Source organism: Pseudoalteromonas sp. XMcav1-K, from assembly GCF_044005875.1.
In the GTDB taxonomy this organism is placed as follows: Bacteria; Pseudomonadota; Gammaproteobacteria; order Enterobacterales; family Alteromonadaceae; genus Pseudoalteromonas; species Pseudoalteromonas spongiae.
Genome location: NZ_JBIPJE010000028.1, coordinates 32,413 through 55,909 on the forward strand (window position 1 = coordinate 32,413; position 23,497 = coordinate 55,909).

Annotated in this window: 22 protein-coding genes; 10 read left to right on the forward strand and 12 right to left on the reverse strand. The window is 41.7% G+C overall.

The features are described from left to right. Nucleotides 1-235 precede the first annotated feature (235 nt). From ACHSBP_RS03665 to ACHSBP_RS03675, 3 genes are all read right to left on the reverse strand, one after another. Entirely contained in the window at nucleotides 236-997 is a 762-nt protein-coding gene (locus tag ACHSBP_RS03665) for a hypothetical protein (RefSeq protein ID WP_010560374.1), read from the reverse strand. Nucleotides 998-1,106: 109 nt separating this feature from the next. Beyond that, complete coding sequence (locus ACHSBP_RS03670) at nucleotides 1,107-1,790, reverse strand: sensor histidine kinase (RefSeq protein ID WP_395388169.1); 684 nt, start codon at nucleotides 1,788-1,790, stop codon at nucleotides 1,107-1,109. A 2-nt stretch (nucleotides 1,791-1,792) separates the two neighbouring features. Then, a complete protein-coding gene (locus tag ACHSBP_RS03675; protein WP_395388170.1) occupies nucleotides 1,793-3,337 on the reverse strand; it encodes a response regulator in 1,545 nt (514 codons plus the stop codon). Between the two features lie 222 nt (nucleotides 3,338-3,559). Between ACHSBP_RS03675 and cysB the strand changes: the two genes are divergently transcribed. Beyond that, on the forward strand, nucleotides 3,560-4,537 hold the full coding sequence (gene cysB / locus ACHSBP_RS03680; protein ID WP_100913165.1) for an HTH-type transcriptional regulator CysB: 978 nt from the start codon (nucleotides 3,560-3,562) through the stop codon (nucleotides 4,535-4,537). Between the two features lie 63 nt (nucleotides 4,538-4,600). Here cysB and ACHSBP_RS03685 read toward each other — a convergent pair whose 3' ends face one another. The 3 genes from ACHSBP_RS03685 to pabB form a co-directional block, all read right to left on the reverse strand. Then, nucleotides 4,601-5,977, reverse strand: a complete 1,377-nt coding sequence (locus tag ACHSBP_RS03685) for an L-serine ammonia-lyase (protein ID WP_395388171.1) — start codon at nucleotides 5,975-5,977, stop codon at nucleotides 4,601-4,603. A gap of 95 nt (nucleotides 5,978-6,072) precedes the next feature. After that, nucleotides 6,073-6,645, reverse strand: coding sequence for an NUDIX hydrolase (locus ACHSBP_RS03690; RefSeq protein ID WP_395388172.1), 573 nt, complete (start codon nucleotides 6,643-6,645; stop codon nucleotides 6,073-6,075). Nucleotides 6,646-6,665: 20 nt separating this feature from the next. Continuing rightward, nucleotides 6,666-8,021 (reverse strand): aminodeoxychorismate synthase component I, encoded by a 1,356-nt coding sequence (pabB, locus tag ACHSBP_RS03695; protein WP_395388173.1) that lies wholly within the window; start codon nucleotides 8,019-8,021, stop codon nucleotides 6,666-6,668. Between the two features lie 156 nt (nucleotides 8,022-8,177). Between pabB and ACHSBP_RS03700 the strand changes: the two genes are divergently transcribed. The 3 genes from ACHSBP_RS03700 (at nucleotide 8,178) to ACHSBP_RS03710 (ending at nucleotide 12,019) form a co-directional block, all read left to right on the forward strand. After that, nucleotides 8,178-9,704 (forward strand): fumarate hydratase, encoded by a 1,527-nt coding sequence (locus ACHSBP_RS03700; protein WP_010560367.1) that lies wholly within the window; start codon nucleotides 8,178-8,180, stop codon nucleotides 9,702-9,704. 520 nt (nucleotides 9,705-10,224) lie between these two features. After that, nucleotides 10,225-11,265 carry a Glu/Leu/Phe/Val dehydrogenase dimerization domain-containing protein gene (locus ACHSBP_RS03705; protein WP_010560366.1) on the forward strand — a complete coding sequence of 347 codons (1,041 nt, stop codon included), beginning with the start codon at nucleotides 10,225-10,227 and terminating at the stop codon, nucleotides 11,263-11,265. 106 nt (nucleotides 11,266-11,371) lie between these two features. Further along, on the forward strand, nucleotides 11,372-12,019 hold the full coding sequence (locus ACHSBP_RS03710) for a CatA-like O-acetyltransferase (protein ID WP_395388174.1): 648 nt from the start codon (nucleotides 11,372-11,374) through the stop codon (nucleotides 12,017-12,019). Nucleotides 12,020-12,040: 21 nt separating this feature from the next. Here the strand turns inward: ACHSBP_RS03710 and ACHSBP_RS03715 are convergent, their stop codons facing one another. Continuing rightward, nucleotides 12,041-14,407: a helicase-related protein gene (locus tag ACHSBP_RS03715; RefSeq protein WP_395388175.1), complete on the reverse strand. Its 2,367-nt coding sequence runs from the start codon at nucleotides 14,405-14,407 to the stop codon at nucleotides 12,041-12,043. A 65-nt stretch (nucleotides 14,408-14,472) separates the two neighbouring features. Between ACHSBP_RS03715 and ACHSBP_RS03720 the strand changes: the two genes are divergently transcribed. Beyond that, a complete protein-coding gene (locus ACHSBP_RS03720) occupies nucleotides 14,473-15,420 on the forward strand; it encodes a TRM11 family methyltransferase (protein WP_010560363.1) in 948 nt (315 codons plus the stop codon). Nucleotides 15,421-15,494: 74 nt separating this feature from the next. Continuing rightward, a complete protein-coding gene (locus ACHSBP_RS03725; RefSeq protein WP_010560362.1) occupies nucleotides 15,495-16,316 on the forward strand; it encodes a M90 family metallopeptidase in 822 nt (273 codons plus the stop codon). Nucleotides 16,317-16,457: 141 nt separating this feature from the next. Here ACHSBP_RS03725 and ACHSBP_RS03730 read toward each other — a convergent pair whose 3' ends face one another. Continuing rightward, nucleotides 16,458-17,369: a LysR substrate-binding domain-containing protein gene (locus ACHSBP_RS03730; protein WP_395388176.1), complete on the reverse strand. Its 912-nt coding sequence runs from the start codon at nucleotides 17,367-17,369 to the stop codon at nucleotides 16,458-16,460. Nucleotides 17,370-17,511: 142 nt separating this feature from the next. Between ACHSBP_RS03730 and ACHSBP_RS03735 the strand changes: the two genes are divergently transcribed. From ACHSBP_RS03735 to ACHSBP_RS03745, 3 genes are read left to right on the forward strand one after another with little or no spacing between them, the layout of a single operon-like run. Then, nucleotides 17,512-17,964: a DoxX family protein gene (locus ACHSBP_RS03735; RefSeq protein ID WP_010560360.1), complete on the forward strand. Its 453-nt coding sequence runs from the start codon at nucleotides 17,512-17,514 to the stop codon at nucleotides 17,962-17,964. 16 nt (nucleotides 17,965-17,980) lie between these two features. After that, nucleotides 17,981-18,679, forward strand: coding sequence for a pirin-like bicupin family protein (locus ACHSBP_RS03740; RefSeq protein ID WP_010560359.1), 699 nt, complete (start codon nucleotides 17,981-17,983; stop codon nucleotides 18,677-18,679). Between the two features lie 10 nt (nucleotides 18,680-18,689). After that, nucleotides 18,690-19,667, forward strand: coding sequence for a glutathione S-transferase family protein (locus tag ACHSBP_RS03745; protein WP_010560358.1), 978 nt, complete (start codon nucleotides 18,690-18,692; stop codon nucleotides 19,665-19,667). A gap of 63 nt (nucleotides 19,668-19,730) precedes the next feature. Here the strand turns inward: ACHSBP_RS03745 and ACHSBP_RS03750 are convergent, their stop codons facing one another. Further along, the gene (locus tag ACHSBP_RS03750; RefSeq protein ID WP_010560357.1) at nucleotides 19,731-20,123 is read right to left on the reverse strand and encodes a hypothetical protein; all 393 of its coding nucleotides are present in this window, start codon (nucleotides 20,121-20,123) and stop codon (nucleotides 19,731-19,733) included. Nucleotides 20,124-20,275: 152 nt separating this feature from the next. On the opposite strand from ACHSBP_RS03750, the gene ACHSBP_RS03755 reads away from it, so the two are divergent. Then, entirely contained in the window at nucleotides 20,276-21,031 is a 756-nt protein-coding gene (locus tag ACHSBP_RS03755; protein ID WP_010560356.1) for a Nif3-like dinuclear metal center hexameric protein, read from the forward strand. 88 nt (nucleotides 21,032-21,119) lie between these two features. Here ACHSBP_RS03755 and ACHSBP_RS03760 read toward each other — a convergent pair whose 3' ends face one another. From ACHSBP_RS03760 to ACHSBP_RS03770, 3 genes are read right to left on the reverse strand one after another with little or no spacing between them, the layout of a single operon-like run. Continuing rightward, nucleotides 21,120-21,509, reverse strand: coding sequence for a hypothetical protein (locus ACHSBP_RS03760; protein ID WP_010560355.1), 390 nt, complete (start codon nucleotides 21,507-21,509; stop codon nucleotides 21,120-21,122). Then, nucleotides 21,502-22,773 (reverse strand): ATP-binding protein, encoded by a 1,272-nt coding sequence (locus ACHSBP_RS03765; protein WP_395388177.1) that lies wholly within the window; start codon nucleotides 22,771-22,773, stop codon nucleotides 21,502-21,504. Before ACHSBP_RS03765 ends, ACHSBP_RS03760 begins: the two co-directional genes overlap by 8 nt. A 47-nt stretch (nucleotides 22,774-22,820) precedes the next feature. Continuing rightward, on the reverse strand, nucleotides 22,821-23,495 hold the full coding sequence (locus ACHSBP_RS03770; protein WP_010560353.1) for a response regulator transcription factor: 675 nt from the start codon (nucleotides 23,493-23,495) through the stop codon (nucleotides 22,821-22,823). Between the last annotated feature and the right edge of the window lie 2 nt (nucleotides 23,496-23,497).

A 23,497-nucleotide genomic window follows, 5' to 3' on the forward strand; every position in this document is an offset into this window, starting at 1 on the left:
AAGGCTAAAAAATCTCGGTTAGCAGCACGTATTATTGATTGATAAAGAGTATGCTTTACGCGGGCTTATTTCTCTGAGTGATATCGAAAGAGATTACATCTCTCAATAACATTTACGAGAAGGCGCATATCTTCAAAGAAATCTGCAATGTGGCGTTTACGTAACTAGAAAAAACAAAACCTCATAATATGAAAAAGGGCGTACATTACGCCCTTTTTCGATGAAATTATTTAACTTACCACTTTTTCTTCGGTGCAAAGAGCTCATCTAAGTCATCTTTTTCGTTATCAAGCTTTTTCTTTGCATCACTGGCGTTGGTTGCTTTTAACTCGGTCATTATTTCTTCAAGCATATCTTCTATTTCTTGTTTGCGTGATGCGACATACTCGTCTGTAAAGTTGAGCGAATTAATTACCGCAAGCGCTTTTTCAAAATACTGGCGTGCAGAGCCAAGCATATTAGCACTGCGCGCTGCTTTGCCGCGTTTTAATTGGCTGTCGATATTTACTTGTAATTGCATTTTTTCTAAACGTTTGTCTTCGTTTAAGAACACTTGTGTATCAATCTTGCCTTTTGAATGCTCAGAGCGAACTATGCTGCGTAGCTTTTTAACACCTTGCAATAATGCAATGACTTGTTTTTCATTATCAGGTAGCGCAATGCGTTCTGCAGAAGAATCTTGGCTTGACGAATTTTCGATACGCTCTTTTGCTTCAGTTAAGCGATTTCTGATTTCTTTAGAATTGGGAGAAAGTTCAGCCATAACCGCTAACGCGGTATAAATGCGTCGATATAATACGGAAAATAGGGCTTTTGACATTGGAATATTAGCAGAATTCATCAACACTTCTTCAGTCTCTTCAATGATTTTTTTCTGCTTTGTAAGCTCCTGACGTCGCTCAGCATTTTGTTTTTCTTTATGCTGCTGTACCGCGTTGACCCAAACGCCAATAACAATTAGTGCCACTATTAGCGTGATGATAATGTAAACTACCATGGAGTTTTTCTCATTCTTATAATTGCCCTAATCTTAACTAATTCTAATTACTTAGTGTAGTGTTGTTAAAAGGAAAGTTCTAATAATAGCACTTTATTACCAGCTTTTTTTATGGCAAAACAAGGGTAAATTTGCTGCCACCTAATCGCCCGTCATTGGCAAGCGCGATATGTCCCTTGGTTTCTCTATTAACATGTGCTGACGCAATTAAATTAGCGAAATAGATACCCAGCCCAGTACGCCCTTGACTAATAAGGGCAGCAGACATTTCATTATTGGCTTTCTCAAGCATGCTTTCTGGGTAGCCTTCGCCATTATCGTGAATTTCAATAACCAGCTTATCGTTTTGTTGATGTGCGCTAATGAGAATTTTTGATGCTGTGTATTTTAGTGCGTTAATAAGAATGTCATTAAGTAAATTGGCAATTAGGTCGGCGTCAAAAAACCACGCCAGATCTTGTTCAATATCACAACTGACATCAATATTTTTATTGGTGATATAAAGCTCATTTTTAGCAAGTAGCTCGTCGACGACGTCATCTAAAAAATGCTCTTCAATATTGAGCGGCAGTTGTGCGTTGTGTTCGCGATAAAGGGCGAGTACTTGCAATAAGTTGGAATTAACGCGGGCAACTTCGTAATGAATCTTGGCGAATTCAGATTGTGCTTGTGGCGTTTGCTCAATACTTTGACTAATTGTTTCCATCGATTGAAGCAGCATACACAAAGAGTTTTTCATATCGTGCATACTTGCGCCAAGGACAACGGAAAAGTCGAGCTTATTATGGTCCATAATTATCCCGTTAATTTAGCTTTAGCAAAGTTTAACAGACTTTGACTTTGCTTGTGGCGATGGTCGTGAGGCGCTAACGTTTTTAACGCATTCAGTGACAAAGCAAACTGGCGCTTTGTTAATGTGAACTTTTGATTTTGTTTATGCAATTGATACGCCGCTTGTAACAGGTTTAATGCAATATTTGGGTTGTTAGGGGCATTGGCTAGGGCAGTTGCAAATGCGCCTTGAGCGCTTTCAAATGCTTTCTCTTTGTATTTCACCATGCCTTGGTGATTAAAGTTCTCTGATTTTTCGTGGTCTTCGTGAGAAATAATCTTTGCTTTACCGCGCGTAATAATTGGGTCGAGCTTGGCGGTTACCACTTCAATATCAGCGTGCTTCATAATGATTTCGAGCAGGTTAATAAATGCCGAATTGAGCGCGTCTGGGTAATCAACAATTTTATCTACCACTAAAATGAGTTTTTCACCTTTTGCGCCGTCTTTGTTAACTAAGTACTCAACAAATACTTGATGTATTTCAATTGCTAATTGACTTTGCACACCAGGGTAGAGTTTTGTGATTGTACGATAAATTGCGGGGTACTCTTTTTTTGCGCGTCGCACAAAGTTTGCTTGATCCGTAAGTTGTATCTGTGTGCAAACACATAACTGATTTATATAGTCATCGAGTTGCGCTAAGCATGAATACTTGGCTAATTGCATAACGCGCTTGTAAGCGTTAAAGGCAATTTCCAGTTCATTGTAGCGGGTTGCTAACAAGGCTAACTGGCGCTGCCTGACAATTGAGTTGGGCGATGCGGCAATTGCTTTTTGTGTAATTGCGTATGCTGCTTCGAAGTCGTGCTGTTGAATAAAGCACTCACAGGCAAGGTCGTATGCTTCAACGGCTTGTGGGTTTTTAGTGGTAATCAGTTTGCAAAGGCTTAATGCCTGGTCGCTTTGTGATAGCGCCAAATGACAAATCGCTGCGCCCATTTGTGCCCAACTAAGCTCACGATTATGCAAAATCGAATTATAAATGCTGAGCGCTTGCACATATTTAAGTTCTTTTAAGTAAATCTCAGCTTTAAGGCGCAAGCATTCAATACCAACGCGTTTGTTTTTTGCCATTAGCTGGTCACAAAGCTCAAGGGCTGTTTTTGGCTTATCTTGATTTAACGCCGTATAAATAGGCTTAAATGCGAGACTTTTCTCAACAAGCTTATCCAAGCGAGATTTCAGGGTTGTTTTGGTAAATGGCTTTGCAAGGTAATCGTCGGGGCGGTATTCAAGTGCCCCCATCACTAAGTCTGAAGCGGTTTCACCTGTGATCAGTACATAGTTTGTACCGTATTTTAGTAAGTTGCGATGATTAAGCTCGGCAAGCAGCTGCAGCCCATTTAATCCATCACCTAAATTGTAATCGACTAACAAAATATCATGTTGATGTTCGCTGTAGCAGGAAAGGGCATCTTCGGCATTGGTACACACATCCACATGGTGAACACCAAAACTTTCTACCATTTGTTTTAGTGATAGGCGGAATTCGGAAAAATCATCCAAAATAAGCACCGAGATAGATTTGTATCGTTGAAGAGGGTTAACCATAAAAAGCGAAAATTATTTTTGATACTAATAATTTAGACGCTTTTTTCTGACTTTTACAAAATACTAAGGTAGTTTGTAGTTAAAAATGGAATAAATACGTAAGTTTTGAATTTATGCTTGGCATAAAAGAGACAAAAGTATATAAATAAAGGTAATAATAAATACAAAATACTCGCTATGAAATTACAGCAGCTAAAGTACATTGTTGAAGTACTCAATCACAATCTTAATGTTTCAGCCACCGCTGAAAACTTATATACCTCGCAACCTGGTATTTCTAAACAAGTGCGTATGCTCGAAGATGAGCTAGGTGTGCAAATCTTCGGTCGTAGCGGTAAACATTTGACGCATGTTACGCCGGCGGGCAAAGACATTATCAATATCTCCCGTGAGATTTTGGCGAAAGTTGAAAGCATTAAAGCGGTTGCCAACGAGCATACTTTACCAGATCAAGGTAAGCTGAATATCGCCACTACGCACACTCAAGCGCGTTACGCTCTGCCAAACGTCATTCAAGGGTTTATGAACAAATACCCGAAAGTATCTCTGCATATGCATCAAGGTACACCGCAGCAAATCTCTGATGCTGCCGCGCGTGGTGACGCAGATTTTGCAATAGCAACAGAAGCGCTTCACCTATATACCGATTTAATTATGTTGCCGTGTTATCACTGGAATCGCAGTATTGTGGTGGCAAAAGATCACCCACTTGCTGCTAAAGCAAATAACCTCACAATTCAAGATGTTGCTGCATTCCCGTTAATCACTTATGTATTCGGTTTTACTGGGCGTTCTGAATTAGATAAAGCATTTACTAAACACGGATTAGAGCCGCAAATTGTGTTCACTGCAACGGACGCTGACGTGATTAAAACCTATGTGCGTTTAGGCTTAGGTGTGGGTGTTGTTGCCTCTATGGCCATTGATGAAATGAACGATAAAGACTTGGTAGTCATTGATGCGAGTCACTTGTTTGAAGCAAGTACCACCAAAATTGGCTTCAGAAAAGGTACTTTCCTACGCAGTTACATGTACGATTTCATTGAGCGTTTTGCGCCACACTTGGATAAAACCATTGTTGAGCGTGCGTGCATGTTACGCAATCAAGATGATGTCGACCATCTATTTAAGGATATTGAGTTACCGGTTCGTTAAGGCGAATTTTAACTCAAAAAAAACGCCACATTATGTGGCGTTTTTTGTATCTGTTAACTGTGATTAACACTCAATGATATTTACAGCGAGTCCGCCTCGAGCCGTCTCTTTGTACTTGGTTTTCATATCATTACCTGTGTCCCACATGGTTTTGATTACTTTATCAAGCGATACTTTTTGTTCACCTGAGCCGCGCATTGCGAGACGAGATGCATTAATTGCTTTCACAGCACCCATCGCATTTCGCTCAATACACGGTACCTGTACAAGGCCACCAACCGGATCACAGGTTAATCCCAAGTTGTGCTCCATACCAATTTCAGCAGCATTTTCAACTTTCTCAACATTGCCACCTAAAATTTCAGTGAGTGCGCCTGCAGCCATTGAGCAAGCAACGCCCACTTCACCTTGGCAGCCTACTTCTGCACCTGAAATTGATGCATTCTTTTTGTAAAGAATACCAATCGCAGCAGCGGTTAGCAGGTAACGCGTTGCAATGTCTTTATCTACTTCTTTAATGAACGTGTGGTAGTACATTAGCACCGCTGGAAGAATGCCTGCTGCACCGTTTGTCGGCGCGGTAACAACACGACCGCCAGCAGCATTTTCTTCATTTACCGCAAGGGCAAATAAATCAACCCATTCCATTGCACGTAGCGGATCGTTATGTGTTTCAATGTTCAGTTGACGGTGCAGACTCGGTGCACGACGTTTTACTTTTAAACCGCCCGGTAAAATACCTTCGGTGCGCATACCGCGCTCAACGCACGCTTTCATCACCAGCCAAATATTGTATAGCTCGTCAGTGATTTCGCTTTCTGTTTTAAGGGTTTTTTCGTTTGCCATCATCAGTGCTGGCACACTTAAACCGTGCTCTTTACACAGCGCCATTAACTCTGCGCCCGTATCAAATGGGTATGGTGCAGGGTTTTCTTCGCGAATGGTTAGTGCAGCTTGCTTTTCTTTTTCGAAATCTTCGTCGCGAACAATAAAGCCGCCACCGATAGAATAGAAAATCTCACGGAAGACACATTGTTCGCCGTTAAATGCTTGTAGTTCCATTGCATTTGAATGCTTTGGCAAAGTCTTACGACGGTGGAATACAATGGCGTCTTTTTTTGGAAATGCCGCAGCATGGCTTTGATCAAGATAGATAGTTTCTTCTTTTTCGATTTTATCTAAAATGCTTGGCACCAGATCGGCATCAATGGTTTCTGGATCGTAACCAGCAAGGCCTAAAATAACTGCTTTACCCGAACCATGACCAATACCCGTTTGTCCAAGTGAGCCAAACAATTCACAGCGAACACTGGTTACTTGCTCTAATAGCGCTTGCTCTTGTAATGACTTTACAAACAGTCTTGAAGCGCGCATCGGGCCCACAGTATGTGATGAGGAAGGACCAATGCCGATACTAAACATATCGAATGCACTTATCATACGAATATCTCTTACTTAATCTTTGAACGGCCGGATATCATAACTCTAATTTATAATCATGTTAACTTTAATTAGTATGATTAATGCTTATGTGCTTAATTTAGATGTTTAATCAAATTGCGAATGATTTGCGCGGTGGCACCCCAAAGCAAGCCGTATTCAGTTTGAAACCCAGTTAGAGTATAGGCAGAAAACTGACGTGTGAATTGAATATCTTGCCAATTTTTTTGATCTATAAGCTGTGACAGCGGCAGATAAAATGCACTGGCGACTTCATTGGTTGCTAGTACCAAATTGGGTTTTTCGGGAAGTAGGGCAATGTAGGGTTTTATTTCAAATCCGGTGAGCGTCCAATAACTGTCCATATCACCAATTACATGGTTATCATTCACCTTAATGCCAATTTCTTCCTGTGTTTCACGCAGTGCTGTGGCAAGTAAGTTGGCGTCAGAATCTTCTAGTTTACCACCGGGAAAGCAAATTTGCCCGGGGTGATGCTTTAAATAGTCAGGACGCTTACACAGCAATAAATGAATTTCACCGCTTACATTAACCAGCGGTACCAATACAGCGCTTTGCTTAGCAATATTGCGCATTTGTATTGGAAAACCAACGTCATTGCTTGGCTGCTGAATATGGAAACGGGCTAGAAATTCACTTAACTGCATAACACGTCCTAAGCGAGCATTTATTCAAGTACAGGTAAAATACGATTTACCTTATCGTATGTTTCTTGTAGCTCAGACTCAAGGGTTGAATCGGCAACTACGCCACCGCCAGCCCAGCAATAAATTGTACCTTTTTCACAAACTAGGGTGCGAATGGTTATGCTAGTATCCATGGTGCCACAGGCCGAAATATAGCCAATTGAGCCACAATAAATTGAGCGGCGGTGAGGTTCTAACTCTTCAATAATTTCCATTGCCCGGATTTTTGGCGCGCCAGTAATCGAGCCACCAGGAAATGCTGCTTTTAATTGATCAATCGCACTGTAACCGTCGGCAAGGGTAGATGTAACCGTTGATACCAAATGATGCACAGCGTTAAAGCTTTCAATCTCAAAAAGCTTTGGTACTTCAACAGTGCCAGCCTTTGCAACCTTGCCTAAATCGTTTCTCAGTAAATCCACAATCATCACGTTTTCAGCGCGATCTTTGGTTGAATTTGCAAGGCGGGCTTTATTGGCGTCATCAATATGTGCATCTTGACTGCGCGGCACTGTGCCTTTAATCGGCTTGGTTTCAACCTGACGCTCTTTTACCTGAATAAAACGCTCAGGTGAAAGTGAGAGTATTTGTTGCTCACCAGCATTAATATAAGCCGAAAATGGCGCTTGGTTTGCGCTTCGCAACTTACAATAGGCGAGCCAAGGGTTGCCAGTAAAACGTGCATCAAAGCGCTGTGCCAAATTGATTTGGTAGCAATCGCCGCTTTTTAAATATTCTTGCACTTTATTAAAACGCTCACCATAACCATCTTTAGTCAGATTTGATTGCCACTTAGTTGTTAAGGCAAATGGTTTACGCTCGTCTTCAGCGCCTGTAAGCGGTGCAAGGTAGTTATTAAGCCGTGTTTCGCTATCACAACATGGCTGTGCGATATAAAACCATTGGTTTTCGTGATGATCAAATATCAGGGCATCGGGGTAAATACCCACCAGCATTTGGCCTAAATCGATATCGTTTTTTGCAATTTCTGGCATCACTTCAATTGAGCGACCTAAATCGTAACTGAATAAACCTAAAGCACCGCCTGAAAACGGTAAATCAAACGGAGCTTTGTCTTTTACGAATGAGTTTATTGCTTGGTGTATCGCACTAAACCCATCACATTCGCTTTGGTGATTATCAACAAAAGTCACATTGTTTTTCACTTCAATCAGTGAAATTGGATTAATCACAATTATGTCAAAGCGGTTATTTGGGTGCGCTGGGTTTGCCGAATCTAAGAAAATGGCATACTGCAAATCTGCAAAAAAACTAAAAACGTGCTCGCTAGTTAGCGCTAAGTCTAATTTTTTGCATATTAATTGTTCATTTATCATTAACTTTAACTACCAGACTGGTCGCAAACGAGTTGGGAGGTTATTATACATGCATAGTTTAACGAATTACTGCACAGATTGCATGAGTAAGCTGTGTTTGACACTATTCACACTGTAAACATTTGCCACCGTCACGGCATATAATAAGGATACATAATGAGCACTATCCGTCAGCAAGACTTTATTGACAGCATCGAAGATGCATTGCAATACATTTCGTTTTATCACCCACTAGATTTCGTACAAGCGCTTGATAAAGCGTACCAAAAAGAAGAAAGCAAAGCTGCTAAAGATGCGATTGCACAAATCTTAATTAACTCTCGTATGTCGGCAGAAGGTAAGCGCCCACTGTGTCAAGATACGGGGATTGTGACGTGTTTCGTTAAAGTGGGTATGGACGTTAAATGGGATAAAACCAACTTGACGGTTCAGCAAATGGTTGATGAAGGCACTCGCCGCGCATACCTTAATCCAGATAACCCACTGCGTGCTTCAATCGTAGCAGACCCAGCAGGCAGCCGTAAAAACACTAAAGATAACACACCGTCAGTTGTGCATATCGACATGGTGCCAGGCGCTGAAGTTGAAGTAATGATCGCTGCGAAGGGCGGCGGCTCTGAAAACAAAACTAAAATGGTGATGCTTAACCCATCTGATGATGTTGCTGCTTGGGTTGAAAAAACGCTACCAACTATGGGTGCGGGCTGGTGTCCACCGGGCATGTTAGGTATCGGTATTGGTGGTACAGCTGAAAAAGCAGCGGTACTTGCGAAAGAATCACTGATGGATCCGGTTGATATTCATGAGTTAATGGAGCGCGGCGCAGAAACAGCGGAAGAAAAGCTACGTTTAGAGATTTTTGAGCGCGCAAATAAAACTGGTATTGGTGCACAAGGCCTTGGTGGTTTAACTACCGTTGTTGATATTAAAATCAAAACAGCACCAACACACGCGGCATCTAAGCCTGTTGTGATGATCCCTAACTGTGCGGCAACGCGTCACGTTCACTTCACATTAGATGGTTCAGGCCCTGCTGACCTTAAAGCGCCTAAGTTAGAAGATTGGCCAGAAGTAACATTTGAAGTAGGTGAAGATACACGCCGTGTTAACCTTGATACCTTAACAAAAGAAGACACAGCCGATTGGAAAATGGGCGAAACCGTACTGTTAAGCGGTAAAATCTTAACTGGTCGTGATGCTGCGCATAAGCGTTTACAAGACATGATTAATTCTGGTGAAGGCTTACCTGAAGGTGTTGATTTCACAAATAAATTTATCTACTACGTAGGCCCTGTAGATGCAGTAGGCGACGAAGCGGTAGGTCCTGCGGGCCCAACAACAGCAACCCGTATGGATAAATTTACTGACTTAATGCTAGAGAACACAGGCATTGTTGGCATGATTGGTAAAGCAGAACGCGGCCCTGCAACAGTTGAATCAATCAAAAACAACAAGTCAATCTACCTAATGGCAGTGGGCGGTGCAGCGTACTTAGTATCAAAAGCAATTAAGAAAGCAAAAGTGGTTGCGTTTGAAGACTTAGGTATGGAAGCAATCTACGAATTTGAAGTAGAAGATATGCCAGTAACTGTTGCTGTAGATAGCGAAGGTAACAACGCGCACAGCGCAGGCCCTGCAATCTGGAAAGCAAAAATTGAAGAGCTAGACGCAAAACTAAAATAATTTTTGGTTGAGCAAAAAGTTTAACAAAGCAAAAAGGGCGCTTATGCGCTCTTTTTTATTGCCACATTCAAGAATTTAACTGACAAAAAATGATTGGAAATTATGCTTGAGCTGTATTTGCGCATTGATTAAGCTCTGAACCCTGAACCCTGAACCCTGAACCCTGAACCCTGAACCCTGAACCCTGAACCCTGAACCCTGAACCCTGAACCCTGTAACTTCTTCTTTACGCTCTACCATCTTGCTGGCTTATCGCTTACGTAAACGTCAATCTACAATTTAAATATTAGCGGATCTTTGCGATATTTTGCTTGGAATAGCGCTGTAATTGCATTGTTTATTATTAAATAAAACTTAAGTGGAATTGAATATGTTTAATTGTAAGTTTAACTGGGTTGTTCATCTAAAATTGTAGTCTTGATGAAAGGATAATGTTAGAGTCGGTGCAAACCAAGAATAACCCGTTCATTTAACGCCATACTTATTATACGCGTTAAACATTTACAAGTTGGAGAGTCGTGTGACTGTTTTTAATCGTACTGAATTTGATAACCACGAAAACGTTGTTTTTTGTGCAGACAAAGAAACTGGCTTAAAAGCAATTATTGCTGTACACAGCACTAAATTAGGCCCAGCAGTGGGTGGTTGTCGTTTATGGGATTACGCAAGTGACGAAGATGCAGTATACGATGTACTGCGTTTATCAAAAGGCATGACATATAAGAATGCAGTTGCGCGCTTACCATTCGGTGGCGGTAAATCGGTAATCATCGGTAACGCAAAAGAAATCAAATCAGATGCACTATTTAAAGCATTTGGTCGTCATTTAGAGCGTTTAGGTGGTAGCTATTACTCAGCAGAAGACGTGAACATCACCTGTGATGACGTTGCAGTAATGAATACTGAAACAAACTATGTACTTGGCCTTGAAGGTAAAAGCGGTAACCCATCACCATTTACTGCACTAGGCACGTTCTTAGGTATTAAAGCGGCTTACCAGCACAAGCACGGTCACCAAGACTTAGCAGGTGTAAAAGTGTCAGTACAAGGTCTAGGCGCGGTTTCTTACACTCTATGTAAATACCTACACGAAGCAGGTGCTGAGCTGTTTGTAACAGACATCAACGAAGAGCGTGTAAGCCGTGTAGTAAACGACTTTAACGCAACTGCGGTTAACATTGACGAAATCTACGACCTAGATGTTGATGTATACGCGCCATGTGCACTTGGTGCAACAATCAATGATGAGACTATTCCTCGCATTAAAGCAGGCATTATCGCAGGGTGTGCGAATAACCAGCTAGCAGAGCCTCGTCACGGTGAAATCATTCGTGAAAAAGGCATTTTATACGCGCCAGATTACGTAATTAACGCAGGTGGTATCATCAACGTTTACTACGAAACAGCGCCAGAAGGTTATAGTGCAGAAGCTGCAACTAAGCATGTTGAAGGTATTTTCGATACACTAAGCGAAATCTTCAAACGTTCGGAAGATGAGCAAAAGTCAACGCACATTATTGCAGACGAACTAGCACAAGAAATCATCGAAAACGGTTTGTAATTTACCCGTTTGTTACTTGTAAAAGCTAGGGTAACAGAATGAGCTTGAAAGTTCATGCTATGCTCGGTAAGGTGCCCGCAATTGCGGGCATTTTTATTTTAAGATTATGGCAACTCAAATCGACCTCTCTACTTGGCAACGCGCCGAACACTTCTCATTTTTTAAAGACTTAGCAAACCCCTACTTTTCAGTGTGCGTGCGTATAGATGCGGGTGAATTGTTTGCTGCATGTAAGCAAAATGGTCAGTCTTTCTACTTAGCTTGCCTTTATGCCTTGCTGCGTGCCAATAATAGCTATCAACCCGTTTGTCATCGTATTGATAACAACCAAGTATGGCTGTGCGATAAAATTGAAATCAACGCGGTGCAATTAGATGAGCAAAACCTCTTTAAAATTTCGTACTTACCTTATGCTGAAGGCTTTGCTGACTTTAGTGAAAAAGGCAAAATTGCATTCGAAACAGCAATAAGTCAGCCATTTTTCTCAGAGCAATTTAACACGATTGAAGGGCGCCTTAACTGTATTCATGTGTCGGTGTTACCTTGGCTTGATTTTACGGGTTTTTCCCACGCGACACCCTTTGGTGAGCAAAATGGCATTCCCAAATTTGTGTTTGGTAAATTCGATAAACAACTGGGCACCATGCCACTCAATATTGATGTACACCACGGTTTAATGGACGGCTTTCATGTTGCGCAGTTTGTTAATGTACTTCAGCAAGAAATGACAGCACTTGCTAAAAGCTTAGGGTGAATTTACGTAATCTAAATACAGTTATTTAATATCCACCAATTTACTGGCGCGACGATATTGTATTTTTGCGCCATTAAAATTGGGTAGCTCCCACTTTTTTGGTGCTTCAACCCGTTTGCCACTCATATAATGAAGCAGTACGCGTTTTGCGCTAATAAAGTATTCCACCCTAAGTTGTTGCTGTGGCAACACCACTGTTAGCGGGTACAGTTCACAAAACTGTTGCCATGTGTAGTCATCAACTAAGCTATAGGCAAAATCACTGTTATCAAGAAGTGCCAACTCATCAAGCGAGCTAACTTCTAAATCACTTAATATCCGTGTGATTTGTTCGTGTGGTGCTAATAATTGCCAATCGGTGCTATGCACATTTTGGTAAAGACAAAGCTGCTGGTATTCCTGAGTTAATTTTTTAAAAAGCGACTCACAAAGTGCGTCAGTTTCAATTAGGTTAACGGTGGCGGCTATAAATTCATGGCTTTTAATTACATCGCTAAACGATTTTAATGGGGTGCCTGCGTATTGGTATTGGTAATTACCCATTAATTCATTTTGCTCGGTAATCTCAGAGGAGCATAGCTTTGCTTCACCTAAGTCATTATCAATAATAACGTTGGTGGTGATGGGACTTACTTTGGTTGCCAGTGTTTTGCGGTCTTTTACTGCACGCCCAGCAAGGCTGTAGGTTTTAAGTACCAATAGGGCGTCAGGCTCGTTACTTAAGTAGCTGTCTTTAGCGATCACCACTTCTTGCTGACCATTGTTGTAACTGCCACGGCGATTTTGCTTTTTAATATACACGCAGCTTGGCAGTAAAGCGGCAATGGCGTGTTGCAATTCGGTGATGTTGTAACTGGCGTATTTACTGAGTTCGGGTAAATCAAAATGGCTACGCAGCTGGCTGGCAAATTGCTTTGCCTCAATCAGGGCGTTTTCTTCTGCGCTGATATACTCTAAAAACTGGCCGCGCACTAAGCCAATGAGCAAGCTAAAGTCACAGAGGTTCGGAAAGTCATTTTCTAATTGCAGGAACTTTTCTGAATTCTTATCTAGAGTGTACAGTTTGGCTGGCACGCTTAGGGCACCTGCAAGGTCGGCCATTGCCTGCTTTAGGCGGTTATTCGGCATGCTTGCCACTAAATGGGAAAGCGAAACGTCAATGGGCAGTGGCGCAAGGGCTTTACCATAGTCAGTTGCAATACCCGCATCGTTAATGGCATTGATGGATTTAAGCGTTGAAAACGCTAAATCATGGGCTTGTTGTGATAGGGGGTTGATAAAGCGTAAATTGCCAAGAGCATGATTATTTGCCGCGGCTGCCAACATCATATCCGTTAAGTTCTCACGCTGGATTTCAGGTGGTGTATGGGCTTCAAGTGGTGCATGTTGACCAAACAGTGCTAAGTAAACACCTTGTTTAATGCGCCCAGCGCGGCCGCGGCGTTGTAGTTTGGAGTCATTAGCAATTGCGGTTAGATCCAACACACTTTGGCCGTTACGAATATGCGTGCGGCGCTCAAGCCCCGAATCAATCACTACATCAACACCGGGAATGGTTAAAGATGTTTCTGCCACGTTAGTCGCTAAAATAAGGCGGCGTTTTTCCCCTTGTTGCAAAGCGCGTTTTTGCTCGCTGATGGGGCTTGCACCATGCAAGGTGATTATATCGAATTGGTCGCTCAATCGCGTGCGCAAATAGCTGGCACACAGTTGAATTTCCCCTTTGCCGGGTAAAAATGCCAATACATCTTGGCTGCCAAGTTGGTACGCTTTTTCAGCGGCAAATGCCATGCGCTCAGTGAGGTTATCTTTATGTGGCATATCACGCATGGCGGGGGCAAGGTATTGCTCATCTACTGGGAACACTTTACCTTCGGCATGTAAATGTACGCCCTCACAATAGTTAATGAGTTGCTGAGCGTTTAATGTGGCAGAGGTTATCACCAGCTGATAGGGCTGGTTGCTGGTTTTATTATGCTCAAGCAGTAAAGCCAGCAGTAAATCGGTATCCCAGCGACGCTCATGAAACTCATCGAGCATAATGGTATTGAAGTCGTCTAGTAACCCTTCATTTAACCAGCGCAGTGCCACACCTGGGGTAACAAACACTATTTCGCTGTTGTGATTTGCTTGTATTTCAAAGCGAATCGCATAACCCACTTTTTCGCCAAGGGGCGTTTGCATTTCGTTTGCGACGCGCTCGGCAAGGCTAGTACATGCAATACGCCTTGGCTCAATGACCAATACTTTGCCAGTGTGTGTGCACCACTTTGGCAATTGGGTCGATTTACCCGTACCCGTGTTGGCGCTCACAATAATCGGTTGATGGCTATTGTTGTTGCCAATATGGGCTAAAAAATCGGTTTTAATCTGGTTGATTGGTAGCATGCGTTTATTTCTTTGTCCGAGTCGCGATATAATTGACGGTATTATTTGTCTATTAGGATAATGTTTTGAAAGACATTGCGATTTTGATTTCACCTGTTGCAAACGGTGCTTATTTTAACGAAACCATCGATATTGCACAAAAAGAGTTTAAACAGTGTATTGGCGAGTATGACCTGACACTAAACGAGATTGGCGGCATGCAATTTTTACAAACCCAATTGCCAGAGCAAAAACTTGAAGCACTAGCTCGTTTATCGTTTGTACAAGGTATTTTTAGTCATGATTCGGGCACATTAACGCCGCTATCGTTAAATACTGATTTTAACTTACACAGTGATTTTGTATTTGGTAGCAAGTACAAAGGCAAAACCAATGAAATTTTAACGCAGTTGTTGCTCAATGTGGGTTTGAGTTTCTGTAAAGAAAAAGACATCAGCAAGATTAAATTGCTTGACCCAATGTGCGGGCGCGGCACCACTTTAATGTGGGCAATGCGTTATGGCATTAAGTCTAAAGGCATTGAGCAAGACCCGAATGCGGTATTGGACTTTAGAACCTTTGCCAAAAAATGGACTAAGCTTCACCGCCAAAAGCATGAGCTTAAAGAAGGTTTTATCGGCAAAGCCAATAAACAAAACAAGGGTAAGTTTATTGATTTTACTGCTAATGGCGTTAATACCCGTATTATTAATGGCAATGCGACGACCGCGTGTGATTTATTAAAGCGTGAAAAGCAGCATTTAATCATTAGTGATATTCCTTACGGTGTGCAGCATTTTACGACTGAAAAAACCCGTAACCCGATTGCTGTGTTAGAAGAATGCGCACCGCAATGGGCAGATTTACTGCACAAAGATGGTATTTGCGTTATTGCGTTTAATAAGTACATTCCAAAACGCAAAGAGCTGATTGCGGTTTTTGAAGCGGCAGGGCTTAGCGCGCTTGAGTTTGAAGCGCCACACCGCATGAGCGAATCAATTTTCCGTGACGTTGTTGTTTTAAGAAAGAACTAAAAAATATATTCTCTACCTTGAACAACGCCATGCTTCACCCAATAACTACTTAAGAAGTAGAAAAGGGCTGAAGCATGGACTTCATATTAATAATATTAACCTTGGTATTTATCGCTGCGTATTGGCATTTTGATGCGCTACGCAATATTTACTGGGAACATAAACTAAAAGAGCGCACCTTAAGCGACAGCGATCGCAATGTATTACTCAAGTACATGCCGATTTATCGCCGAATGACAGATAGCGAACGCGCACAATTAGAAAAACACATCATCTGGTTTTTAGCGACCAAAGACTTTTTAGGGCGCGATGGCCTAGTGGTAAACCACGCAATGAAGTTAATTGTAGCGGCCGATGCCTGTGTTTTGGTGCTAAATAAACCGTGGCCGCTTTATAAAAATGTGAAGCAAATTTTGCTTTACCCAAGTGCCTATTATGCAAATTCAGAAAGCCGAGATGGCGCTGGGCTTGTTAGTTTTCACCAAACGGTTAGGCAAGGAGAGTCGTGGCCGGGCGGTACTTTGGTGCTTTCATGGCATGATGTACTTAACGGTAACCGTTTACCAAACGATGGCCATAATTTAGTATTTCATGAGTTTGCCCATCAACTCGATCAAGAAACTGGTGCAACAACAGGCACGCCGCTATTAAAAGACAAACTTACCTATGAAAGTTGGGGACGCGAATTTTCTCGTGCCTACAATATGTTAAAAGCGCATGTGGCGTATGGCATGCCCCACGTTATTCACAGTTACGGTGCCACCAATGAAGCGGAATTCTTTGCGGTGATCACCGAAACCTTTATTGAAAAACCCAGTGAATTAAAAGCATATGATCCGGTTATTTTTGATCTATTGCTTAATTACTTTGGCTTTGATCCAAGGCGCTGGAACTAATACCAATTTTATTAATCCTTTGATCATTCTGGCGAGTTAAATGACCCATAAACTGCGTTTTAAAATTCTTAATTAGAACAACTACATGTCGAATTATAAGCCTTGTTTCTGAGCCATTTCTCCGTCGCAATACATGACCAGCTAATTAATGCAATTGGTATCAATCTGCCAGTTAGCTTGGCATAGTCGTTCAATAAACCATTGAAAGGCTTTGCCTTGATTATCTTTATGCCATGCAATGTATAAGTCTTGTTTTGGTCTTGGAATGGTGCACTCTTTTTGCACCAGCTCGCCATTTTCAAGATACGGTTTAGCAATATGACTTGGCAAGAACCCCACACCAATGCCGGCAAGTTGTGCTGCGAGTTTTGCCTGCATAGAATTAACATTGATTACTTGCTTGGCACTAAATAGCCCTGTACTTCGCTCTGGCAGCAAAGTGGAAGTGTCAGATACCACAATCGCAGGGTAGTGTTTTAAATCATCGTCGTCCAGCGGCGTAGTAACCTTTGCCAATGGATGCGATGCTGCCACAGCAAATATAAAACTTAGCTCTGCGATTTTGTGGGTGCGATACACGCCTTTTGGCAACTCGCCTGTTGCACCAATAACAATATCGGCACGCTTACTATGTAAGGCATCCCAGCCGCCACCTAAGGCTTCTACGCTTAGTTGAATATCAACTTGTTCAGGTCGTTTGGTGAACTCTTTTAATAAATCAAAAATGACATCTTCAGGGATCACGGTATCACGGGCGATGCGCAGTTGTTTTTCCCAACCTGATTCTAATTGGCTTACAGCATCGAGCATTTTGCTGGTGGAATGCAAAATTTGCCTGCCATGTTCTAACACCAGCTTACCAACGGGGGTAAGTACAGCACGCTGTTTTGAACGGTCAAACAGTGGCGTGCCAATGTCTTCTTCAAGTTTTTTGATGGTATAGCTTAGCGCCGAAGGCACTTTATAAAGTGATTCGGCTGCGGCGGCAAAACTGCCTTTTTTATCGATGGCATCGAGTGCTTTTAGGGCGTCAATAGTGATGGCTTGATACATAATTCTTTTATTCAAAAAATTTGAACTAAGGGTTCAAAATGTTCCGATTTTTTATTGAGTTTAGCATGCTTATACTTAATTTCATCAGTTAAGCAGATGCTTTAACAAATTAGATAAGTTTAAAATTTTTGAGGAATAAATTATGAAAACACTATTAACAACACTGACATCAAGCCAAGCAGGTTACGCAGCACTGGCGTTAAGATTACCTATCGGCATTATTTTTATGGCACATGGCGCGCAAAAATTATTTGCTTGGTTTGGGGGTTATGGCCTTGAGGGCACAGGTGCATGGATGGAATCTATTGGCTTAGCACCAGGCTATTTAATGGCGCTAATGGCAGGCAGTGCAGAGTTTTTTGGCGGTTTATTTATTTTACTTGGCTTATTAACTCGCCCTGCGGCATTGGCACTTGCAGGCACTATGATTGTTGCAATCTTTACTGTGCACTTTGAAAACGGACTGTTTATGTCTAACAATGGCTATGAGTTTGGCTTAGCATTATTGGCAGCAAGTATTTCTTTGGTGTTCTCGGGTGCGGGTAAAGCCTCACTGGATGCGCTTATTTCAGATAAATTGACACAACACGCTTAATTAGGGGGTAAGTACGATGATCACACTTAGAAAAGCAAATGAGCGCGGCGGCGCTGACTATGGCTGGCTTAAGAGCAAACATACTTTCTCTTTTGCAAATTACTACGACCCAAAACACATGGGCTTTTCAGCCCTTCGTGTTATCAATGATGATGTTGTGGCACCGGGCGCTGGGTTTGATACCCATGGCCACCGCGATATGGAAATTATTAGCTATGTATTGTCAGGCACCATTGAACATAAAGACAGTGCGGGCAATATCAAAACGCTTCCTGTGGGTGAATTTCAGTTAATGTCGGCAGGCAAAGGGATTTTTCACAGTGAATACAATGCATCAAATGAAGAAGAGCTTAGATTTTTACAAATCTGGATTGAGCCGAATAGTTTTGGCGACAAACCCGGTTATCAACAAAAAGATTTTGGTAAAGACGTTGGTTTAACGACGATTGTGACGCCAGATGGCGAAAATGGCACGCTTGCGATAAAACAGGATGCAAAGCTACATCAACTGATCCTTGAGCCAAAACAGCAGTATATATTTGAATCAAATAATGCACCTGTGTATGTACATCAAGTTTCAGGCAGCACTCTAGTGAATGCTATTCAAATTGAAAGTGGTGATGGTGCAAAAGTGTTAGATGAAACTGAATTAGTATTTGAAAACGTATCTAACACCCCAGCGACATTAATTATTTTTGAATTACCACAGGTTTAAGGAGCAGATCATGGGATTATTAGTTGAAGGTAAATGGCACGATAAGTGGTACGACACCAAAAACAGTAAAGGTAAATTCGAACGTGAAGCTGCGCAATTACGTAATTGGTTAACAAAAGACGGTGAAGCAGGCCCTTCAGGTACAAATGGGTTTGCAGCAGAATCTGGCCGATATCATTTATATGTATCACTGGCGTGTCCGTGGGCGCACCGCACCCTTATTTTTCGCGCATTAAAAGGGCTAGAACAGCATATTTCTGTATCAGTTGTAAGCCCAGATATGTTAGAGCATGGTTGGAAATTTGATAAAACGCAGCACAGCACGGGCGATGCATTATTTGATTTTGATTATATGCATCAAATATATACGCGTAATAACGCAAACTACAGCGGCCGTGTTACTGTGCCAGTGCTGTGGGACAAAAAACAAAACTGTATCGTCAGCAATGAGTCGTCAGAGATTATTCGCATGTTTAATACCGCCTTTAATCATTTAACAGGCAACGAGCATGACTATTACCCTCTGCATTTACGTGCTGAAATTGATGAAATTAACGAATTTGTTTATCACAATATTAATAACGGGGTATACAAAGCGGGTTTTGCTACCACACAAGACGCATATGAAGGGGCGTATATTGCGCTTTTTAATGCCCTTGATAAAGTTGAAGCCATTTTAGCTAAACAGCGCTACTTGGTGGGTACACAAATTACCGAGGCAGACTGGCGTTTGTTCACTACCTTAATTCGATTTGATGCGGTTTATTTTTCACACTTTAAATGTAATCAACGTCAGCTTGAGTCGTATCCGAACATAGCAAACTATATTCGCGAGCTTTATCAAGTGACGGGCGTGGCTGAAACGGTCGATTTTTATCATATTAAACGCCATTACTATTTTAGCCATACCATGATTAACCCAACGCAAGTGGTACCCGTTGGGCCAAAAGTGGATTACAGCAGCGCGCATAATCGTTCGTCACTTTAAAAAGTAATAGGCAATAAAAAAGGCAGCGAAAGCTGCCTTTTTTAATTAATAACGAATTTGTTATTAAACAACACCGCGCGGAAGACGTGTGTCGTGCTCACGCTCAGCAAGCTCTTTAATCCAGAATTCTTCAGCAGTAAAGCCTTCTGGGTTTGGCTTAGTAACTGTGTATTCTTTTTCTTTAGTTGCAGTTACTGGCGCTGCTTTTTTAGTAGCGGCTTTCTTAGCCGGTGCTTTTTTAGCAGCAGGCTTAGCTGGTGCTTCTTCTTTTGCTGCAGGAGCAGAGCCAGATGAAAGTTCCTCTGCAAGCGTTACTAAATCAGCAAGGCGAACGTTTTTACCGCCATCTACACTGTACCAACCACTTTTAGCTGTGATCTCAGGTTTTTTACCATTTGCTGCTTCATACGCTTTTTCAAACGCAGCTAGCACTTCAGTTTTATCGAGTTTACTCATCGTATATCCCGTTTATTTGATACGAAGATTACTGTTAAAAATACATTTATACCTAGTTTCACGTCATTTTTCAATTTTTTGAGAATTTTCTTTATTTTTGACGGTAGGTTAAGGACAATTCAATGATCAAAAACAACTTATAGGTAAGCATAATGCAACTTTCTAAATTGCTCCAAGAATTAGATAGTTTACTCGCCCCCCATAAGGTTAAAGACTTTAGTCCAAACGGCCTTCAGGTCGAAGGAAAAGACACCGTTAATAAAATTATAACGGGTGTAACGGCAAGCCAAGCGCTGATAGATGCCGCTATAGAAAAAAATGCTGATGCGATATTGGTTCACCACGGCTATTTTTGGAAAGGCGAAGCGTATCCAATTACGGGTATGAAAAAACGTCGCATTGGCGCGTTAATTAAAAATGATATCAGCTTAATTGGCTATCATTTGCCGATTGATGTGCATCCAACCCTTGGTAACAATGCAAAACTCGCAGAGCTATTAGATATTGAGTACGAAGCAGGGCTTGATCCATTCAGTGAGCCAAGCATTGCAGTGAAAGGTCGCTTAAAAACACCACTTACGGCTGAAGAGTTTGCTGAAAAAATAGAAAGTGTACTCAATCGCAAACCATTAGTTGAAAGTGTGCGTGGCAAAAAAATTGAAACGATTGCGTGGTGCACCGGCGGCGGTCAAGGTTATATTGATTTAGCCGCAAGCCAAGGCATTGATGCCTACCTTACCGGTGAAGCGTCAGAGCAAACTATTCACAGTGCGCGCGAGCAAAATATCGACTTTTTTGCTGCGGGGCATCATGCGACCGAGCGCTATGGTGTAAAAGCCGTGGGTGAATATTTAGCTGAGCAATTTGGCTTAAATGTTGAGTTTATTGACATAGATAATCCAGTCTAAACAACAAATAAAAAAGCAGCGATTACGCTGCTTTTTTATTTGGATCTATTTACTGACCCCATGTACTACTGAGAATGCAGTGTATGGGTTAGTAACCACCTTTTAAAATGGTAATTTGCTGGTCAATTACAGCGAGTTCGCATCGCTTGTATTTTAGTGCAGCTTGCTGAGAATTTGGTAACTCATTGAGATAACGCCATTGGCAGTTATCGGAAATATAGCTATCAAAACTGTTTTTACTGCGTTGAAAACTTAAAAATAATTGGGTATTGCCCGTGTTATTTTGCTTTATTTCCACTTCTTTTTCTAATTTTGTGAGCCAAGTTTGGCGTGTACGTTTGTGGTCAATAATGGCTTGATCTAAGCATTGTAGCTGCAATACTACTTTGCCTTTGCTACAGGGCTTTTCATCGTTTTGAGCTAATGCATTAATGCTCAGCAGCATTAACACGGTGTAAAAAAGAGTGTATTTATTCATAATTAAAAACCAAGGTAAATAGGGCGCCACCGAGCTGGCTTGTGGCAATGGTCATTTTGCCGTTATAGGCATCCATCAGGTCGCCTACAATCGCCATGCCAACACCGTGGCCGTGTTCGTAGGTATCTAAGCGTTTTCCGCGAATTGTAAGTTCTTCTATTTTATCTGCGGGTACGCCTGGGCCATCATCACCAACTTCGATAATGAGTTGTTGTCCTAACTGCTTCACTTTTATTTCAATTAAAGCGTCACATGCTTTGCAGGCATTATCGAGTATATTGCCTAGCAATTCCATTAAATCAGTTTTATCGCCTAAAAAGGTACTTTTTTCATCAATAGCTTGAATAAATTGAATGCCTTTGTCGCGATACACTTTACCCATAGCATTGATAATTGAATCGAGTATTGGCTTAACTTTAGTTTGTTTTTTCCATGTATCAGTGCCGCCCGAGGCCACTTTTTTAAGCTGGTGTTCAATCATATTACTGATGCGGTCGAGCTGTTCTTGACTGTCGCCATTACTGGCTAGATCACTTGATTTTAAAACAGCCAACGGGGTTTTTAAAGCATGGGCAAGGTCGCTTAATGATGCGCGATATTTATCTTTTTGCCTTTGTTGCGTAGCCAATAATAAATTAAGATCTTGCTGAATTTTTTCTAGCTCTTCTGGGTATTCACCATTAATTTGGTCGGCATTACCACTTTCGATTGCGACAATTTCTTTATCAAGGCGTTTAAGTGGGTGACTACTCCATAAAAAGCCCAGCATAATCAGTAAACCCATCACTATGGCGATAATAATCAGCCAGTGCCTCAAGGTTTCTTGGAAGTCTTGCATTTGCGATAAAATGGCTTCTTCGTCTTTTAATACCAATACAGTGACTTGATATTCAATGCCATCGGCATCCATGTAAAACACAAAGCTAAGTTGTCGAAAGTACTTATCAAGTTCTTCAATTTTCGAAAAGTCCATAATACCGGGCGCGGTTGCTGCGTGTTTTGGAATATATTGATAACCGAGCGTTGATTCAGATTGCCAAGCAATTTCTTTGTTAAGATAAATATAGGCAAAGGTATCGGATACGGGGCGAGTGAGTTCAGGAGCTATTAGGGTAATCGGCGCCAGTTCGCCTTGCTCAATTTCCACTTTTGCCATCAGTGAGTACAAATGCGCTTCGAGTGTGCGTTCGGTGTTGTCGACTAAGCTTGCGTAAAGTGCCTTACCAATTGAAAAGAACATGGCAGGCATAAGTACTAAAAGCAAAAAGACAAGGATAAATCCTTGTCTAATTTTTAACGATATACGGTGGATCACAGTTTGCCGCTTAAACGGTAGCCGCGACCACGGAGTGTTTCAATTGGTGCGATTGAGCCGTCTGGATCGAGCTTTTTACGCAGGCGTAATACAAATACTTCAATTACGTTTGAGTCTAAATCGAAGTCTTGGTCATAAATGTGCTCTGTTAGCTCAGATTTAGACACGACCTTTTCTGGGTTAACCATTAAGTACTCAAGTACTTTGTACTCGTATGCGGTGAGCATTAATTCATTGTCGTTAACCCATACTTGCTGAGAACGGGTATGAATGCGAATTGGACCCGCAGTAATAGTTGGGTCTGCTTTACCGGCGCTGCGTCTAATAAGCGCATTACAACGGGCAATTAATTCTTCGTTATGAAATGGTTTGGTTAAGTAGTCATCAGCACCGGCGTCTAACCCTTCCACTTTATCTTGCCAGCGGTCGCGGGCAGTTAAGATTAAAATCGGAATATCAATGCCTTGCTTTCTCGCATTGCTGATCACGTCAATGCCATCCATTTTAGGTAGGCCTAAATCAACGACGGCTAAATCTAACGGGTATTCAGTAAGGTGAAATAAACCAGCTTCGCCATCGTGACACATATCAACGCTGTAACGGGCTTTTTCAAGTGCATGTTTTAGATTATCTGCCAGTTGCAGATCGTCTTCTATTATTAGAATGCGCATTG

Excerpts from the sequence above, each read along its gene's own strand:
- ACHSBP_RS03735 (WP_010560360.1), top strand. The coding sequence starts at position 17,512 with ATGAAAACACTATTAACAACACTGACATCAAGCCAAGCAGGTTACGCA.
- ACHSBP_RS03760 (WP_010560355.1), bottom strand. The coding sequence starts at position 21,509 with ATGAATAAATACACTCTTTTTTACACCGTGTTAATGCTGCTGAGCATT.
- ACHSBP_RS03700 (WP_010560367.1), top strand. The coding sequence starts at position 8,178 with ATGAGCACTATCCGTCAGCAAGACTTTATTGACAGCATCGAAGATGCA.
- ACHSBP_RS03755 (WP_010560356.1), top strand. The coding sequence starts at position 20,276 with ATGCAACTTTCTAAATTGCTCCAAGAATTAGATAGTTTACTCGCCCCC.
- ACHSBP_RS03690 (WP_395388172.1), bottom strand. The coding sequence starts at position 6,645 with ATGCAGTTAAGTGAATTTCTAGCCCGTTTCCATATTCAGCAGCCAAGC.
- ACHSBP_RS03750 (WP_010560357.1), bottom strand. The coding sequence starts at position 20,123 with ATGAGTAAACTCGATAAAACTGAAGTGCTAGCTGCGTTTGAAAAAGCG.
- pabB (WP_395388173.1), bottom strand. The coding sequence starts at position 8,021 with ATGATAAATGAACAATTAATATGCAAAAAATTAGACTTAGCGCTAACT.
- ACHSBP_RS03685 (WP_395388171.1), bottom strand. The coding sequence starts at position 5,977 with ATGATAAGTGCATTCGATATGTTTAGTATCGGCATTGGTCCTTCCTCA.
- ACHSBP_RS03730 (WP_395388176.1), bottom strand. The coding sequence starts at position 17,369 with ATGTATCAAGCCATCACTATTGACGCCCTAAAAGCACTCGATGCCATC.
- ACHSBP_RS03670 (WP_395388169.1), bottom strand. The coding sequence starts at position 1,790 with ATGGACCATAATAAGCTCGACTTTTCCGTTGTCCTTGGCGCAAGTATG.
- ACHSBP_RS03725 (WP_010560362.1), top strand. The coding sequence starts at position 15,495 with ATGGACTTCATATTAATAATATTAACCTTGGTATTTATCGCTGCGTAT.
- ACHSBP_RS03745 (WP_010560358.1), top strand. The coding sequence starts at position 18,690 with ATGGGATTATTAGTTGAAGGTAAATGGCACGATAAGTGGTACGACACC.
- ACHSBP_RS03665 (WP_010560374.1), bottom strand. The coding sequence starts at position 997 with ATGGTAGTTTACATTATCATCACGCTAATAGTGGCACTAATTGTTATT.
- ACHSBP_RS03770 (WP_010560353.1), bottom strand. The coding sequence starts at position 23,495 with ATGCGCATTCTAATAATAGAAGACGATCTGCAACTGGCAGATAATCTA.
- cysB (WP_100913165.1), top strand. The coding sequence starts at position 3,560 with ATGAAATTACAGCAGCTAAAGTACATTGTTGAAGTACTCAATCACAAT.
- ACHSBP_RS03740 (WP_010560359.1), top strand. The coding sequence starts at position 17,981 with ATGATCACACTTAGAAAAGCAAATGAGCGCGGCGGCGCTGACTATGGC.
- ACHSBP_RS03715 (WP_395388175.1), bottom strand. The coding sequence starts at position 14,407 with ATGCTACCAATCAACCAGATTAAAACCGATTTTTTAGCCCATATTGGC.
- ACHSBP_RS03710 (WP_395388174.1), top strand. The coding sequence starts at position 11,372 with ATGGCAACTCAAATCGACCTCTCTACTTGGCAACGCGCCGAACACTTC.